The organism is Bordetella genomosp. 8 (assembly GCF_002119685.1).
Lineage (GTDB): Bacteria > Pseudomonadota > Gammaproteobacteria > Burkholderiales > Burkholderiaceae_B > Bordetella_C.
Map to the genome: position 1 here is coordinate 5,993,553 of NZ_CP021108.1, position 15,312 is coordinate 6,008,864.

Annotated in this window: 14 protein-coding genes and 1 pseudogene; 6 read left to right on the plus strand and 9 right to left on the minus strand. The window is 68.0% G+C overall.

What is annotated here, in order from left to right:
• The first annotated feature begins 60 nt into the window (after positions 1 to 60).
• Together CAL12_RS27105 and ubiA are read left to right on the plus strand one after the other, a co-directional pair.
• Positions 61 to 1,266, plus strand: a complete 1,206-nt coding sequence (locus CAL12_RS27105; RefSeq protein WP_086067446.1) for an aminotransferase-like domain-containing protein — start codon at positions 61 to 63, stop codon at positions 1,264 to 1,266.
• Positions 1,267 to 1,275: 9 nt separating this feature from the next.
• Positions 1,276 to 2,217 (plus strand): 4-hydroxybenzoate octaprenyltransferase, encoded by a 942-nt coding sequence (gene ubiA, locus CAL12_RS27110; RefSeq protein WP_086067447.1) that lies wholly within the window; start codon positions 1,276 to 1,278, stop codon positions 2,215 to 2,217.
• A gap of 42 nt (positions 2,218 to 2,259) precedes the next feature.
• On the opposite strand, the gene CAL12_RS27115 is transcribed toward ubiA, so the two are convergent.
• The gene (locus CAL12_RS27115) at positions 2,260 to 3,744 is read right to left on the minus strand and encodes a DUF1254 domain-containing protein (RefSeq protein ID WP_198298335.1); all 1,485 of its coding nucleotides are present in this window, start codon (positions 3,742 to 3,744) and stop codon (positions 2,260 to 2,262) included.
• A gap of 247 nt (positions 3,745 to 3,991) precedes the next feature.
• Between CAL12_RS27115 and panB the strand changes: the two genes are divergently transcribed.
• Positions 3,992 to 4,834, plus strand: a complete 843-nt coding sequence (gene panB / locus CAL12_RS27120) for a 3-methyl-2-oxobutanoate hydroxymethyltransferase (protein ID WP_086067449.1) — start codon at positions 3,992 to 3,994, stop codon at positions 4,832 to 4,834.
• 3 nt (positions 4,835 to 4,837) lie between these two features.
• On the opposite strand, the gene CAL12_RS27125 is transcribed toward panB, so the two are convergent.
• Genes CAL12_RS27125 through CAL12_RS27160 form a run of 8 tightly spaced genes read right to left on the minus strand, consistent with a single transcriptional unit; the run spans position 4,838 to position 12,474 of the window.
• Positions 4,838 to 5,617 (minus strand): SDR family NAD(P)-dependent oxidoreductase, encoded by a 780-nt coding sequence (locus tag CAL12_RS27125; protein ID WP_086067450.1) that lies wholly within the window; start codon positions 5,615 to 5,617, stop codon positions 4,838 to 4,840.
• A gap of 49 nt (positions 5,618 to 5,666) precedes the next feature.
• A complete protein-coding gene (locus tag CAL12_RS27130; protein WP_086067451.1) occupies positions 5,667 to 6,740 on the minus strand; it encodes an ABC transporter substrate-binding protein in 1,074 nt (357 codons plus the stop codon).
• Entirely contained in the window at positions 6,737 to 8,005 is a 1,269-nt protein-coding gene (locus CAL12_RS27135; RefSeq protein ID WP_086068145.1) for an NAD(P)/FAD-dependent oxidoreductase, read from the minus strand. The genes CAL12_RS27130 and CAL12_RS27135 overlap by 4 nt, the downstream gene beginning before the upstream one ends.
• Entirely contained in the window at positions 8,002 to 9,438 is a 1,437-nt protein-coding gene (locus CAL12_RS27140) for an FAD/NAD(P)-dependent oxidoreductase (protein WP_086067452.1), read from the minus strand. The genes CAL12_RS27135 and CAL12_RS27140 overlap by 4 nt, the downstream gene beginning before the upstream one ends.
• On the minus strand, positions 9,435 to 9,746 hold the full coding sequence (locus tag CAL12_RS27145; RefSeq protein ID WP_086067453.1) for a (2Fe-2S)-binding protein: 312 nt from the start codon (positions 9,744 to 9,746) through the stop codon (positions 9,435 to 9,437). The genes CAL12_RS27140 and CAL12_RS27145 overlap by 4 nt, the downstream gene beginning before the upstream one ends.
• Positions 9,743 to 10,537 carry an ABC transporter permease gene (locus CAL12_RS27150; protein ID WP_086067454.1) on the minus strand — a complete coding sequence of 265 codons (795 nt, stop codon included), beginning with the start codon at positions 10,535 to 10,537 and terminating at the stop codon, positions 9,743 to 9,745. The genes CAL12_RS27145 and CAL12_RS27150 overlap by 4 nt, the downstream gene beginning before the upstream one ends.
• Before the next feature lie 3 nt (positions 10,538 to 10,540).
• Positions 10,541 to 11,401, minus strand: a complete 861-nt coding sequence (locus tag CAL12_RS27155; protein WP_086067455.1) for an ABC transporter permease — start codon at positions 11,399 to 11,401, stop codon at positions 10,541 to 10,543.
• Positions 11,398 to 12,474 (minus strand): ABC transporter ATP-binding protein, encoded by a 1,077-nt coding sequence (locus CAL12_RS27160; protein ID WP_086067456.1) that lies wholly within the window; start codon positions 12,472 to 12,474, stop codon positions 11,398 to 11,400. Before CAL12_RS27160 ends, CAL12_RS27155 begins: the two co-directional genes overlap by 4 nt.
• Positions 12,475 to 12,712: 238 nt before the next feature.
• Between CAL12_RS27160 and CAL12_RS27165 the strand changes: the two genes are divergently transcribed.
• The 3 genes and pseudogenes from CAL12_RS27165 (at position 12,713) to CAL12_RS27175 (ending at position 15,289) form a co-directional block, all read left to right on the plus strand.
• Positions 12,713 to 13,555: an IclR family transcriptional regulator gene (locus CAL12_RS27165; RefSeq protein WP_086068146.1), complete on the plus strand. Its 843-nt coding sequence runs from the start codon at positions 12,713 to 12,715 to the stop codon at positions 13,553 to 13,555.
• Between the two features lie 140 nt (positions 13,556 to 13,695).
• Positions 13,696 to 13,911 (plus strand): annotated as a pseudogene (locus CAL12_RS27170) (helix-turn-helix domain-containing protein); the annotation flags it as partial.
• A gap of 37 nt (positions 13,912 to 13,948) precedes the next feature.
• Entirely contained in the window at positions 13,949 to 15,289 is a 1,341-nt protein-coding gene (locus CAL12_RS27175; RefSeq protein ID WP_086067458.1) for a type II toxin-antitoxin system HipA family toxin, read from the plus strand.
• Positions 15,290 to 15,312 lie beyond the last annotated feature (23 nt).

Sequence of the window (15,312 nt, forward strand, 5' to 3'; positions counted from 1 at the left end):
CCGGCTTTCGCGCGGCCCGTCCGTCGGCCGCTTTCCACCCGTTCTTTGATGCCACCTTCCATGGACAAGCCTTTCGAACCCGAATGCACCTTTTCTGAACGCGCCCTGCAGCTGACCAGTTCGGCCATCCGCGAGATCCTCAAAGTCACCGAGCGGCCGGACGTCATCTCTTTCGCGGGCGGCCTGCCGGCCCCCAGCGGCTTCCCGGTGGAAGTCGTACGCGAAGCGTTCGACAAGGTACTGGTTTCGAATGGCCGGTCCGCGCTGCAGTACGGCCCGACCGAAGGCTACAGCCCCCTGCGCGCCTGGGTCGCCGACGACCTGAACCGCAGCGGCGCGCACGTCACGCCCGAGCAGATCCTGATCGTTTCCGGCTCGCAGCAGGCGCTGGACCTGCTGGGCAAGGTGCTCATCGACAAGGACAGCAAGGTCATGGTGGAAACGCCCAGCTACCTGGGCGCGCTGCAGTCCTTCAGCCTTTACCAGCCGCGCTACGAATCCGTGGCCTCCGACGAAGGCGGCCTGATACCCGAAGCGCTGACGCCGGCATCCGCCCGGGGCGCGCGTTTCCTGTACGCCCTGCCGAACTTCCAGAACCCCACCGGCCGCACGCTGACGCGCCATCGCCGCGAAGCCCTGGTGCAGCAGGCTGCCCGCCTGAACCTGCCGGTGGTGGAAGACGATCCCTATGGTGAGCTGCGCTACGCCGGCGAACATCAGCCCAGCCTGCTGTCGCTGGGCGGCGAAGCCGGCGCCCACGTCATCCGCATGGGTTCGTTTTCCAAGGTGCTGGCGCCCGGCCTGCGCCTGGGCTATATCGCCGCGTCGCGCGCGCTGATCGACAAGATGGTGCAGGCCAAGCAGGCCACCGACCTGCACACGTCCACGCTGACTCAGATGGCGGTGTACGAAATCGTCAAGGACGGCTTCCTGGCAAAGCACCTGCCCACCGTGCGCGAGCTCTATCGCCAGCAGTGCGGCTACATGCTGGACGCCCTGCAGCAGGAATTCCCCGCCGCGGCGACCTGGACCCGACCGGAAGGCGGCATGTTCATCTGGGTCACGCTGCCCGAAGGCATCGACACGACGCAATTGCTGCAACAGGCCATCGCCGAAAAAGTCGCCTTCGTGCCTGGCCAGCCCTTCTATGCCAACACGCCGGCGCCGCGCAATACGCTGCGGCTCAGCTTCGTCACCGTGCCGGAAGAGAAAATCCGCAGCGGCATGGCCACGCTGGGCCGCCTGATCAAGGCGCAATTGGGCTGAGGCCGCGGCATGTCCACGCAGCACGCGCGGCGCCGTCCGGACGGCGCCATCGACCTGAACGACATCGAGTTCGACGACTGGGTGGCCCATTGGCTGCCCCGTTCGTGGGGTCCATACGCGCGGCTGTGCCGCCTGGACCGGCCCATCGGCACCTGGCTGACCCTGCTGCCGGCGCTCGCCGCGCTGGCCCAGGCGGCGGGCGGCTGGCCGGAACCTTGGCGCGTCGTGGTCTTTTCGCTGGGCGCGCTGCTGATGCGCGGCATCGGCTGCACCATCAACGACATTTTCGACCGCGACATCGACAAGCACGTCGAACGCACGCGCTACCGGCCGCTGACCAGCGGCCAGCTGACGCTGCGGCAGGCGCTCTGGTTCCTGTTCGCGCAGCTGGCCGTGTGCGCGTCGCTGCTGCTGGCCATCAATCCCATGAGCCGCTGGCTGGCGGTGGCGCTGCTGCCCATCGTGGTCATCTATCCCCTGTGCAAGCGCATCACCTACTGGCCGCAGGCGGTGCTGGGCGTGTGCTTCAACTGGGGCATGCTGATGGCCTGGTCCGACACGCGCAACGAAGTCCCCCTGGGCGCCATTGCGGTGTATATCGGCACCATCCTGTGGCAGATCGGCTACGACACCATCTATGCGTACATCGACGTGCGCGACGACAAACGGCTGGGCCTGCATTCCACCGCGCTGCGCTTCGGCGCGGCGGGCAAGGCCTGGATCGGCGGCTTCTACGTCGCCACGCTGGCGCTGTGGGCCTGGGGCGGCCAGGCCATCGGCATGGGCTGGCCGTATGCGGTCGGCATGGTGCTGATCGGCATCCACCTGGCCTGGCAGCTGCGCAAGCTCGACCTGGACCGGCCTGAACTCGGCCTGGGATTGTTCCGCGCCAATCTCTGGGTAGGCGTGATGCTGGTGGCCGCCTCGGTGTTCGGCGGCCTGGCGGCCTGAGCCGCCTGCTCGCCGCCTTATTGGATACCCCCTCCCGGAAACCTACTGGATCCGCCGTATCGTCGGCGGCTGCCACAATCCCTCGATGGCGTCCTGCCCGGGCTGGTACAGGCGCATGACCAGCGTGAAGCGGCCGCTCTGCGGCGCGGGCAGCCAGTTGCGCACCTGCTCGCCCGTCGGCTGCGCATACTGCACATAGGCCGTCAACACACCACCCTGCCCCGGCGTCAGCGGGTGGCGGGTGCCCACCGCGTACAGGTTGACCTGATTGTCGAACAGCTCGCGGCGGTCGTTGTACAGCGTCATCGACCACAGCACGTCGGCCGGCGGCAACTGGCCACGGTCGAAGCGGACTTCGTAGCGAAAGCTGCCGTCCAGCGGGCGCCCGTCCGAATCCGCGTGCGCGCGCAGCACGATCTCGTCCTCAGGCAAGGCCACCGCTCCCAGCGCACGCGCGGCCCGCGCGCGCAGGGCGTAATCCGTCCCATAGCTGCCCAGGCGCCGATCGGGCATGCGCCACGCATCGCCGCCGCGCGGCCGCGGCTGGACGGGGGAACGCACGCTGGCCTGTCCGCGCTGCACGCCGGCCTCCACCGCCGCCTGCAGGCTGGCGGGCAGGCTGGACCAGTCGAAACGCTGCCCCGGGGCCAGGCCCAGCCGCGCCATGCGCAGCAGCATGGGCCCGTCGCCCGCATGCGGCGGATAGCGCGAGACCAATTCGGCATAGGCCGCGAAGTAGGCCTGCGGCTTCATCTCCGCGACCTGGTCCACCGGCGCGCGCCGCGACAGCGCCACGTCGAAATGTCCGTCCGGCGGTACGGTCTTCTTGCCCCAGCGCGACAAGGGTGTCGCGTCCAGGGCCATCTGGAAACCCTGGGCGCTTCCCAGGTCGCGCACGCCGCCATAGGCGATGCGCACGCGCAGCAGGCCCGCCGCCGTGGGCGCGCGGATGATCTCGGCCGGCTTGGGCAGCTTGCCGTGCCAATCGGGCCCGACGATGGCATATACGCGCGCGCCGTCCTGCACGGTGCGGCTGCCCAGGGCGGCGAAGGCATCGGCCCACATGTCCGACAGCGTGATGGAGTAGTAGCGCCCGCGCGCGTCGGGCACTTCGATCAACAGCGGTTCCCGCGAGACGTCGAACCACAATTGCGACCACAGCGTATCCAGGTCGGGGTAAGGCAGGCCGTGCAGCAGCGGTTCGGCGGCACGGCTCATGTGCGCAAAGCGGTTGACCGGCGCGCCGGCGCCCAGCGACGTATCGGGCGCCTGCACATTCGTCTGCACGCGGCGCGCGACGTCCATCAGGACCAGAGGATAGGCATAGACATAGGCATCCGCCGCGATCTCGCGCGCCTGGTTGGCATCCATCGGGGGCGCCGCCATGGCCGGCGTAATGTCCAACCCAATTCCCAAGCCCAGCGCCGCTCCCAACGCCAGCCGGCCCACGCAGCCAGCAATCGCGGCGCTCGCGATGCGGCCGATCCGCGCCTGAAGAAGAAGCGGGAAGAACTTCCGTAGCGACATACCTGCTCCGATACCGACCCGCATGGGCACACGGGGGCCCGCCCACGCCCGAGCCCGCCTGCGCCATCCTAGTCCGTCCGGCCATCCTTTCGAATCGGCAAAAGGCGCGAATAACGCCTTAGTCCACGGGGCGTTCGCGCGGGCGGGCCGACGCGCGCATTCCGCCGCCGCAGCCGATAGAATGCGCCCTATAGGTGCATGCCGCGGGGCAATGCGCCGCCACATTCATCCACTCTCAGGCACGCCCATGTATCCCACCGTCACCGACGGCGAGCAAGCGCCGCGCAAGCCCATCACCCTCGCCACCCTGTCCGCCATGCACCAGCGCGGCGAAAAGATCGCCATGCTGACCTGCTACGACGCCAGCTTCGCGGCGCTGCTGGACCGCAGCGGCGTGGACATCCTGCTGATCGGCGATTCGCTGGGCAACGTGGTGCAGGGACAATCGTCGACCTTGCCCGTGACGCTGGAGCACATGATCTACCACACCGAGTGCGTCGTGCGCGGCAACAGGACGGCGTGGGTGCTGGCGGACATGCCCTGGGGCAGCTATCACGAATCGGCCGCGCAGGCTTACGCAAGCGCGGCCCGCCTGATGGCGGCCGGCGCGCAGATGGTCAAGGTCGAAGGCATGGACGGCCGCACGCCGTGGATGTCGGATATCGTGGCCTGCCTGACCGAGCGCGGCATACCGGTGTGCGCCCACATGGGCCTGACGCCGCAGTTCGTGCACGCGCTGGGCGGGTACCGGGTACAGGGCAAGGACGAGGCCGGCGCGGCCTACCTGAAGCAGCAGGCGCGCGTCATGCGCGACGCGGGCGCCAGCATGCTGCTATACGAGATGGTGCCGGCCGCGCTCGCCGCCGAGATCACCGCGGACGTGAACATCCCGACGATAGGCATAGGCGCGGGTCCGGGATGTACCGGACAGGTGCTGGTGCTGCACGACATGCTGAACGTCTTCCCGGGCCGCAAGGCCCGCTTCGTGCGCAACTTCATGGAAGGCGCCGGCAGCATCCAGGAAGCCGTCCAGGCCTACGTGCGCGCCGTCAAGGACGGCAGCTTTCCGGCGCAGGAACACTCGTATTGACGGTCATACCGTGTAGTTGAGCGCCAGCCGCCCGCCATCGATGTACAGCGTCTCGCCCGTGATGTAGCTGGACGCGTCGCTCAGCAGATAGGCCACGGCGTCCGCCACCTCGGTCGGCTCGCCCAGGCGCCGCATCGGCGTACGGCTCATCAACCGCGCCCGCGTGGCTTCGTCGGCCAGCACGGCCTTGCTCGCCAATTCGGTGGCGATGGTGCCGGGGCCGACCGCATTGACCCGTATGCCGTGGTCGACCAGCGCCAGCGCCATGACGCGCGTCAGCTGCGCCAACCCACCCTTGCTGGCGTTGTAGGAAGCGATGGTCGGGATCGCCATGACGGCGTTGACGGAGCTCATGTGGACGATGGCGCCGCCGCCCTGCTCCACCATCAGGCGCGCCACGGCCTGGCCGACCAGGAAAGCGCCTTTCAGGTTCACGTCCAGCACGGCATCCCAATCGGCTTCCGTGATGTCCAGGAAATTGCACGGACGCACGATGCCGGCATTGCTGACCAGTTGATCGATGCGGCCGTAAGCCCCGCGCGTGGCGGCCACGGCGGCATCGACGGACGCCTTGCTGGCGACGTCGCAGCGCACGTAGCTGACGCGCGCGCCGTCACGCGCCAGCGCTTCCGCCAGGGCCTGGCCGGGCGCGTCGGCCACGTCCCAGATGGCGACGGCGGCGCCGGCCAGCACCAGGCGACGCACGCAGGCTTCGCCTATGCCCTGGGAGCCGCCGGTCACGACGGCGACCTTGCCTTGGAAATCGAAAGTGGTGTCGCTCACTGGGCGGGTCTCCTGTGCTTATCCTGGCCGGTGCGTCGCGGGCGTCGCGTCAACGCTCGACCGTGCGGTTCCAGCGCGCATTGAAGGCGGCGCGCGTGGCGTTGATGGTGTCCCAGTCCAGCACCTTGGCGGTTTCCATATAGGTCTGGAACTGCTTCAGCGTGTCCTGGTTGGCGGGATCGGCCTGCACCTTGCGGTTGGACGGGAAGTGGCCGCCGTAGCGCAAGGCGTTTTCCTGCGCCTGCGGCGACAGCAGGTATAGCGCCAGCTTCTGCGCCAGGTCCGGTTCGCTGTTCTTCGCGATCACACATTCTCCCACCATCAGGATGACCGAGCCTTCCTTGGGTTGCGCGTATTCGACCGGGATGTCGCGCTTCTTCAGGCGCGCGATGGCCGTGGGCGTCAGCGGGAAGATGGCCGCTTCGTCGGACTGGATCATTTCCGCCACCTTGGCGGAATTGGGAATGTACTCGAGCACGTTGGGGCCTATCGTGCTGCTCCACTTGGCAAAGCCGGGATCCGTGCGCTGGTCGTCGCCGCCTTCGATGCGGTTGAACATCAGGAAGGCGTGCAGGCCGAAGGTGCTGTTCGACGCCGACTGGAACACCACCTTGCCCTTGAACTTGGGATCCGCCAGGTCCATCCACGAGGTCGGCGCGGCCCAGCCGTTCTTCTTGAACAGCCGGGTGTTGTAGCCCAATCCCGTCATGCCCATGTCGATACCGGCGGCCATGCCGTCCTTCATGACAGCGGTGGGATAGAGATCCTTCAGCACGGGATCGTCGCGCAGCTTCTCGCACAGGCCCATGGAAGCCGCGCGCGCCATCACGCCGTCGTCCAGGAACATGACGTGCATCTGCGGCGAGTCCTTGTAGGCCTGCGCCTTGGCCAGGATTTCCGTGGAGGTGCCCGGCACCACCACGATCTTGACGTTGTTGGCCTTCTCGAAATCCGGGAAAACATGCTGGGTGAAGGCGCGTTCCATATCGCCGCCGTTCATGCCCACGTACAGGGTCTTCTGCTGCGCCCAGGCGCCGGCCGGCACGATGGACAGCGCGGCCACCAGGGCGGCGCCCGCCAGCCGCATGGCGCGGGATTGGGTATCTCGATTGCGGTTGCTCATGTCGACTCCAGCTCTTGCCCATGGCCTGTATGCACACGAGGCGCGGCCGCATGAGCATCGGCAGCGTATCGGTCGATGCGGAATGCATCGATGGGAATAGCGGTGCGGCCGGTCGCGGCCAGATCGGCCAGGACTTCACCCGCCGCGGGGCCGACCTGGAAGCCGGCGCCGGAAAATCCGAAGGCATGGAACAGGCCCGGCGTGGTGACGCTGGGGCCCAGCACGGGATTATGGTCCGGCATGTTGCCTTCCACCCCGGACCAGAAACGGATGATGTGGGCGCCGCGCAGGGGCGGCAACAGCGCGGCCGTCTTGGCCAGCAGCGTGCCGATCTGCGCGCGGCCCGGGCGCGCGTAGTCCGGGCTGGACGACACGCCACGGCCGCCGCCGATCACGCAATTGCCGCGATCGACCTGGCGCGCGTAGATGCCGCCGCCCTGCACCCCCAGGCTGGCGGTCATGAAACGCGGCAGGGGCTCGGTGACCATCATCAACGGGTGGATGGAGGTTTCCGGCACGGGCTCGCCGAAGCGCGCGGCAAAGCCGCCGGCCCAGGCGCCGGCGCAGTTCAGCAGCACGCGGGCGTGGATGTCGAGGGTCGCGGCGGGGCGGAGCCCACCGGCGGCATCGACGGCATCGGCGGCCGCCGTGGCGGTCGCGGTAGCGGACATCGCGGACGGCGCGAATGACGCGGAGGGCTCGCAGCGCAGGATGAACCCGTCGCCGTCGCGCGCCGCGTCCACGACGCGCAGCTGTTCGCGCACGTCGGCACCGGCCTGGCGCGCGGCCTGGGCGAAGGCCGGCGACACCAGCCGCGGATTGGCATGGCCGTCTTCCGCGCAGAACGAGCCGCCGACCACGCCGCGGCCCAGCCAGCCGAAGCGGCGATCCAGCGCGGCACGGTCCAGCATCTCCAGATGCATGCCGAAACCGCGCGTGGCGGCGCGATAGCGTTCGAGTTCGGCCATGTCGGCGTCCGTGTACGCCAGTTTCAGATGGCCGCAACGCTGGTACTCGCCGTCCGTGCCGATCAGGCCGCGCAGGTCCGCCCATAATTCGTGCGCCCGTTGCGTCAGCGGCATCTGCGCCAGGGGGCGCCCCTGGCGGCGCACGCCGCCGTAGTTGACGCCGCTCGCCTTGGCGCCACAGGCGCCCGCGTCCACCAGGACCACCGGCACGCCGCGCCGCCGCAGGAACAACGCCGCGCTGGCGCCGACGATACCGCCGCCGATGATGGCGACTTCGGTTCGCAACGCCTGCATCAGCGTCCCCCGCCGCTGGACAGCGCGGAATCCGGCGCGTCCTGCACGTCCAACGAAAACAACTGGATCGGTATGGGCTTGACCGGAGGCTGGGCGCGCAGCCAGCCCACCTGCGGCAATGCCACGCCGCTGGCGCGCGCCAGTACTTCGGCGGCGGCGGCGCCGCACATGCGGCCCTGGCAGCGGCCCATGCCGACACGCGTCAACGCCTTGCCGCGATTCAGTTCGCGCGTGCCCTCGATCTGCGCCGAGGCGCGCAGCGCGCCGACGGTGATTTCCTCGCAGCGGCACAGGACGACGTCGTCGTCCAGCGACGCGGCCCAGTCGGCGGGAAAGGGAAACGCCTGTTCCAGCGTATCGCGCACACGTTCCTGCCGCGCCAGCTTGCGTTGCAGCGCCGCGGCGCGCGCGGCGTCCACGGGCATGCCCAGGTCGGCCAGCAGTGCCAGGGCGGCGCGTTCGCCCGCCAGTTCGGCGGCGTCGGCGCCGGCAATGCCCGCGCCATCTCCCGCCAGGTAGATGCCCGGAACGGAAGCGCGTCCCGCCGCGTCCTTGACCGGCAACCACGCTCTATCACGTTCGTGATAATGGAAGCGGCAGCCCGCCACGGATGCCAGCTGGGTTTCCGACCTCAAGCCCAGGCCATAGGCGAGCGCGTCGCAGGCAATGCGCAGCGGCTTGCCGCCGTCGCCTTCGCCCTGGCGGCAGACCAGGCCGGAGATGCGTTCGTAGCCGATGGCATGGTCCGGCCGCACGCCGCTGTACATGGGTATGCCATGCAGGCGCAGCCAGCCCATGGTGTACAGGCCCTTGGCCGCCAGGCCCGGGGCGAGCAGCATGCCGGGAATGCTGGACAAGCGATCCGCGGTGGTGGCGGTGTCGAGCACGGCAACCACCTCGGCACCCGCCTTGGCGTATTGATACGCCACCAGGTACAGCAATGGGCCCGTACCCATGAATGCCACGCGCTGGCCCACGCCGCAGCCCTGGAATTTCAAGGCGACCTGGGCGCCGCCCAGGGTGTAGACGCCGGGCAGGGTCCATCCCGGGAAAGGCAGCACGCGGTCCGTGGCGCCGGTGGCCAGGATCAGGTGGCTGTAGGCGATGGTCTCGTTGCTGCCATCCCGCAGCACGTCCAGCACGCCGTCCTCGCAATTCCATACCAACGCGCCGGGACGGTAGTCGATGGCCGGCATCAGGTCGCGCATCGTCGCGTGCAGCCGGGCCGCCTTGCGGTGCTCGAAGCCGTACAGCTCCCGGCCGGAACGCTGGAAGCCGGCGGGCGGCTGGCGATAGATCTGGCCGCCGGCACGCTGGGCTTCGTCCAGCACGATGGGACGCAGGCCTGCGTCGACCAGGGCCTGGGCGGCGCGGATGCCGGCCGGGCCGGCGCCGACGATGACGGGGCGCGGTTCAGGCGGAACGGCCGGGGTCATGGCTGTCCTCCTTGTGTGTTCGACAGCAGCCGCATGCCGGCCGCGATGAAGGTGGTGCAGGCACGCAGGCGGGTACCGTCTTCGAGCCGCATCCAGCAATCCTGGCAGGCGCCCATCATGCAGAAGCCGGCGCGCGGGGCGCCGCTGAATTCGGTTTCCCGCACATGGTCGGTGTGCGTCAGGACCGCGGTCAGCACGGTGTCGCCGGCCAGCGCCCGCAGGGGGCGGCCGTCCAGCGTGAAGTCCACCGGCGCGCGATCCCGCTCGGCCAGCCGGGTCAGCAGGGATTGCGATGGCGTGGCGTTCATCGTTGCCCCACCAGGACGCGGTCCAGGCCATATACGCGGTCCAGCAGCAACATGGCGACAGCGGTCAGCGCGATGACGGTGGCCGACACGGCCGCCATCATGGGATCGATGGACTCGGTCGCGTACATGTACATGCGCACGGGCAAGGTGATGGTGGCCGGCGCGGTGATGAACACCGACATGGTGAGCTCATCGAAACTGTTGATGAAGGCCAGCAGCCAGCCGCCGAAGACGCCGGGGATGATCAGTGGCAAGGTGACGCGCAGGAACACCGTGGCGCGGCTGGCGCTGAGCGACAGCGCCGCATGCTCGACAGAGCGATCGAAACCGGTCAGCGAACCGACCAGCAGCCGCAACACGTAAGGCGTGACGATGACGACGTGGCTCGCCACCAGCCAGGTGAAGCTGCCGGCGCTGCCGATCAGGGCAAAGAAGCGCATCAGCGCCACGCCCAGGACCAGATGGGGAATCATCAGCGGCGACAGCAGCAGGCCGTTCAGGACATCGCGTCCGGGGAACTTGTAGCGCGTGATGGCGCTGGCGGCCGGCAGCGCCAGGCACACCGCCAGCGTGGCCGACAGCGTCGCCAGCAACAGGCTGTTGCGGAAGGACTGCATGAAATCCGAATGCGCGAACAGCGCGCGGAACCAGCGCAGCGAAAATTCGTGGGTCGGGATGCTCAGGGTCGACGCGGGCGTGAAGGCGACCAGGCAGACGACGACCAGCGGCGCCAGCACGAAGGCCACGACCAGGGCATTGAAGGCAAGCGCCAGGGGACCGTTCTTCAGCATGTGTTATCCCAGGCTGCGGCGATAGGACCGCTCGATGACGCGGTTGTAGGCCATCATGATGATGATGTTGGCGACCAGCAGCAGGATCGCCAGGGTGGCGCCCAGCGGCCAGTTCAGTTCGGTCAGGAACTCGTCGTAGACGACGGTGGCCACCATCTTCAGCCGGCGGCCGCCCAGCAGCGCGGGGATGGCGAAGGAGCTGGCGCTCAGGCCGAACACGATGAGGCTGCCGGACAGCACGCCCGGCATGCATTGCGGCAGCACGACGCGCAGCATGGTCTGCAGCCGGGAGGCGTTCAGGGAATAGGCGGCATGCTCGACCGAAGGGTCCAGCTTCTGCAGCGACGTCCAGACGGGGATGATCATGAAGGGCAGCATGATGTGCACCAGGCCGATGACGATGGCCGTGGGCGAGTACAGCAGCGGCCCCAGTCCCAGCGCGCGGGCCGCCTGGCCCAGCAGGCCGGCGGGGCCCAGCAGCATGCTCCAGCCGAAGGCGCGCACTACCAGGGAGATCAGCAGCGGCGACAGCACCGCCAGCAGGAAGATCGAACGCCAGGGCGCCCGCATGCGGCTCAGGATGTAGGCTTCCGGCACGCCGATGGCGACGCAGATCACGGTAGTCAGCACCGAGATCCACAAGGTGCGCCAGAAGATGCCCAGGAAGTAGGGATCGCTGAGCACCGTGGCGTAGTGGTGCAGCGTCAGGCCGGCCTGTATGCCGGTGTTGTAGTCGAAGGGGCGGAAGGTCAGGACGAAGGTCAGGCCCAGGGGAGTGACGACCAGCGCCAGGAAGACGATGCCGATAGGCAACGAGCCGAGCATCGCGGGCAGGCCATCGAGCCTGCGGCCTGGCGCGGTCATCGTAAATCCTCCTGTCGCTGCGCGGCGTCCGGCAGCACCCGGACGACGTCGGGCTGCCAGTCCACGCCGACGCGGTCGCCGTCTTCATGGGGCGCGCGGCCGTCGTTGGGGGTGAGCACGGTCAGCGCGCCCAGCGGCGTGTCCAGCTCGTACATCCACTGGCTGCCCAGGAAATAGCGGGTGGTGACGGTGCCGGTCAGCCTGCCCTGGCCGGCGGCCACCGGCAGCAGCTTTTCGGGCCGCAGGCAGACGCGCACGGCGTCGCCCTGGCGCAGGCCCTGCCCATCGACGTCCAGGCACAACTCCCCGCTGCGCACTTCCGCGCGCGTGCCCGCCCGCGTCACCGTGCCCGGCAGGAAATTCGTCTTGCCGACGAAGCGGGAAATGAACTCGCTGCCCGGATGCTCGTACATCCGGTACGGACGGTCGATCTGCGTCGCGCGTCCCTCCTGCATGACGACCACGCGATCGCTGATCGACAAGGCCTCGGCCTGGTCGTGGGTGACCATCAAGGTAGTGGTACCGGTCTTGCGCTGGATGGCTCGTAGCTCGAACTGCATATCCTCGCGCAGCTTGGCGTCCAGGTTCGACAGCGGCTCGTCCAGCAGCAGCACCGGCGGGCGGATCACCAGGGCGCGCGCCAGGGCCACGCGTTGCCGCTGGCCGCCGGACAGCTCGCGCGGATAGCGGTCGCCATGCTGGTCCAGCTTGACCAGCGCCAGCGCCTCGCGGGTGCGTTCGCGGCGCTCCGCGCGCGCCACCTTGCGCATGGACAGCCCGAACTCAACGTTGTCCGCCACCGTCAGGTGCGGGAACAGCGCATAGGTCTGGAACACGATGCCCAGGCCGCGCGTGTTGGGCGCCGCATGGGTGATATCGCGGCCGTCCAGCACCACCCGGCCGCGCGTGACTTCGGCGAAGCCCGCGATCATCTGCAGGGTGGTCGTCTTGCCACAGCCCGAAGGCCCCAGCAGGGACACGAACTCGCCTTGCTCCACGGCCAGGTCGAGATCCTGTACGACGCGCAGATCGCCGTAGTCCTTGGAAAGTTCTTCCAGGCGCAGAAATGACATGCCAGGCCCCGCCGTTTCGTGTGATGGATATCGGCCCCGCAGAGGCCGACGCTGCTCGATGCCGAGGCAGTCTAGGTTTCGTGGGCGAGGCCGGTCAATGGGGTTTTTCCGTACAGCCGATTATTTCTGTGTATTTTTCCGCTGTATAGAATTAGCATGTCGATGTGGCCCCATCTTATGCGAACCGACGGAATCCCTGATGACTCTTTCCGACGATCTGGAAAATGGAACCGGCGGCATGGCCGCCAGCGGCATGCCGGTGGATTCGGCTGCCCAGGGCGTGCTGCAACGCGCCTTCGCCGTATTGCGCGCGCTGGCGGACGCCAAGGGCGAAGCGCTGCGGCTCACCGAAATCGCCAAGCGCACCGGCCTGGCGCCCGCCACCGCGCACCGGGTGTTGCAGGGCCTGATCCAGGAGGACGCGGTGGAACAGCCCGCGGGCGGCAAGGCCTACCAGTTGAGCGTGGCCTTCTACGCGCTGGGATCGGCGGCGGGACGCTATCGATCGAACCTGCGGGAGATCTACCGGCCTTCCATGCTGCGGCTATGCGGCATGCTCAGCGACACCATCTTCATCCTGGTGCGCCAGGGTTTCGATGCGATCTGCCTGGACCGCATCGACGGTCCGTTCCCGGTGCGCTCGCATACCGGCGACATCGGCGGCCGCGTGCCGCTGGGGCTGGGCCAGGGCGCGCTGATCCTGCTGGCCAGCCTGCCGCCCGCCGAGCGCGAGGAAGTCATCCGCTTCAACATTCCGCGGCTGCATCACCTGGGCTTCATCGACGAGATCTCCATGCGGGTGCGCATCAAGCAATGCCTGGAATCGCGGTATGCGTATAGCGACGGGCCGGGCCTTTACCCCGGCATCGCCGGCCTGTCGGTGCCCATCGAGGATCGCAATGGCGATACGGTCGCGGCCCTGAGCGTCGCCGCGCCGCAGGAACGCCTCAGCGGCGAGCGCCTGCCACTGATCGTCGAAATGCTGCACAAGGAAGCGCGCGCCATCGGCGCGCAGATCAATCCTTTCGATCCGGCGCTGCGCCGGCCCAGCCATTTCCTGGGGCGTGGCAATCGGGAATAGCCGGGCAGGGCCGGTTTTACTACGTACAGGCTGTTTTTTCCAAATACAACCTGTGGAGCGTAAAGACGAAATACTACTTCCGAGTTGTATTTCATCAATACAACCGATAGACTGTATCCGGTCCGTCTATCGGAGCGCATATGGACTTCCCCGTCCGCACCCTGCAGCAACTACGGCCCGTGCTGCAAGGCTTCCGCAAGGCCAAGGGCCTGACCCAGGCACAACTCGCGGCACGGCTGGGCATCAGCCAGCAAAGCTACGCCAAACTGGAGGCCGCGCCCGCCAAGGCCAGCGTCGAACGCCTGTTCACCGTCCTGCAAATGCTGCGCGTGGAAGTCCACCTGCGCCCCATGGACCAGCAGGACGCCAACGCGTCCAGGTTGGAGTGGTGACATGGCGCGGAAGCCACTTCAGCTGAACATCTGGATGAACGGTTCGGCAGTCGGCGCGTGGCGCAACGAACCGGGCGGCTCTTCGCTGACGTACAGCGAGGCCTGGATCAACGATCCGGGCGGCCGCCCGCTCTCCCTGTCGCTGCCCTTCCGCCTGGGCAACACGCCCTACAAGGGCGCGATCGTTGATGACTTCTTCGATAACCTGCTGCCGGACAGCGACGTCATCCGGCGCCGGCTGGCGCAGCACCACCGCGCCGACAGCGCCGCTCCCTTCGACCTGTTGGCGGTGCTGGGCCGCGACTGCGTCGGCGCCATCCAATTGCTGCCACCGCATGAAGTCCCGGCCGGCCTGGACCGCATCGATGCCGAACCACTGACCGAAGCCGATATCGCGCTGATCCTGAGATCGGCCGTCAGCGGCGCGCCGCTGGGTCACGACGACCGTACCAGCGACCTGCGGCTCTCGATCGCCGGCGCACAGGAGAAAACCGCCCTGCTGCGCCAGCAGGGCCTATGGTTCCGTCCGCGCGGCAGCACACCGACCACGCATATCCTGAAACTGCCCCTGGGCCTGGTGGGCGCCATGCAGGCCGACATGCACGAATCCGTCGAGAACGAATGGCTATGCGCGCAGCTGGCCGCCGCGTACGGCCTGGCAGTCGCCCGTTGCGAAATCGCGCACTTCGAAGACCAGAAAGCGCTGGTCATCGAGCGTTTCGACCGCCGCTTCACGGATGCGGGTGCCATCGTCCGTCTGCCACAGGAAGACATGTGCCAGGCGCTGGGCATATCGCCGCTGCGCAAATACCAGGCGGACGGCGGACCAGGGATCACCGCCATCATCAAGAACGTACTGAACTCGTCGCAGCGCGAACAGGACGTCCTCGACTTCTACAAGGCACAGATCTTTTTCTGGATGCTGGCCGCCACCGATGGCCATGCCAAGAATTTCAGCATTGCCCTGCTGGCCGGCGGCAGATACCACGCGACGCCGCTGTACGACATCCTTTCGGCGCACCCCATCATCGGCACCAGGCGCGCGCAGCTCGCGCCGCAGCGCGCCAAACTGGCGATGGGCGTGAAAGGGGCCAGCGGATTGCATTACCGCCTCGCCGAGATCCGCCGCCGGCACTGGTACACGCACGCGCACGAAATCGGGCTGGATGCCGCGTCGGTGGACGGCATCATGCGGGAACTCATCGATGCGACCGAGCCCGCCATCGAGCACATCGCCGCAAGACTGCCACGGCATTTTCCCGCGCGTGTCGCGGAATCGATCTTCGCCGGGTTGCGCTCGCAGCGCGATAAGCTCTTGCAGCAGGACAGCGAGGTGGTTTGACGGCGACCGCCCGGCTCCGCGCG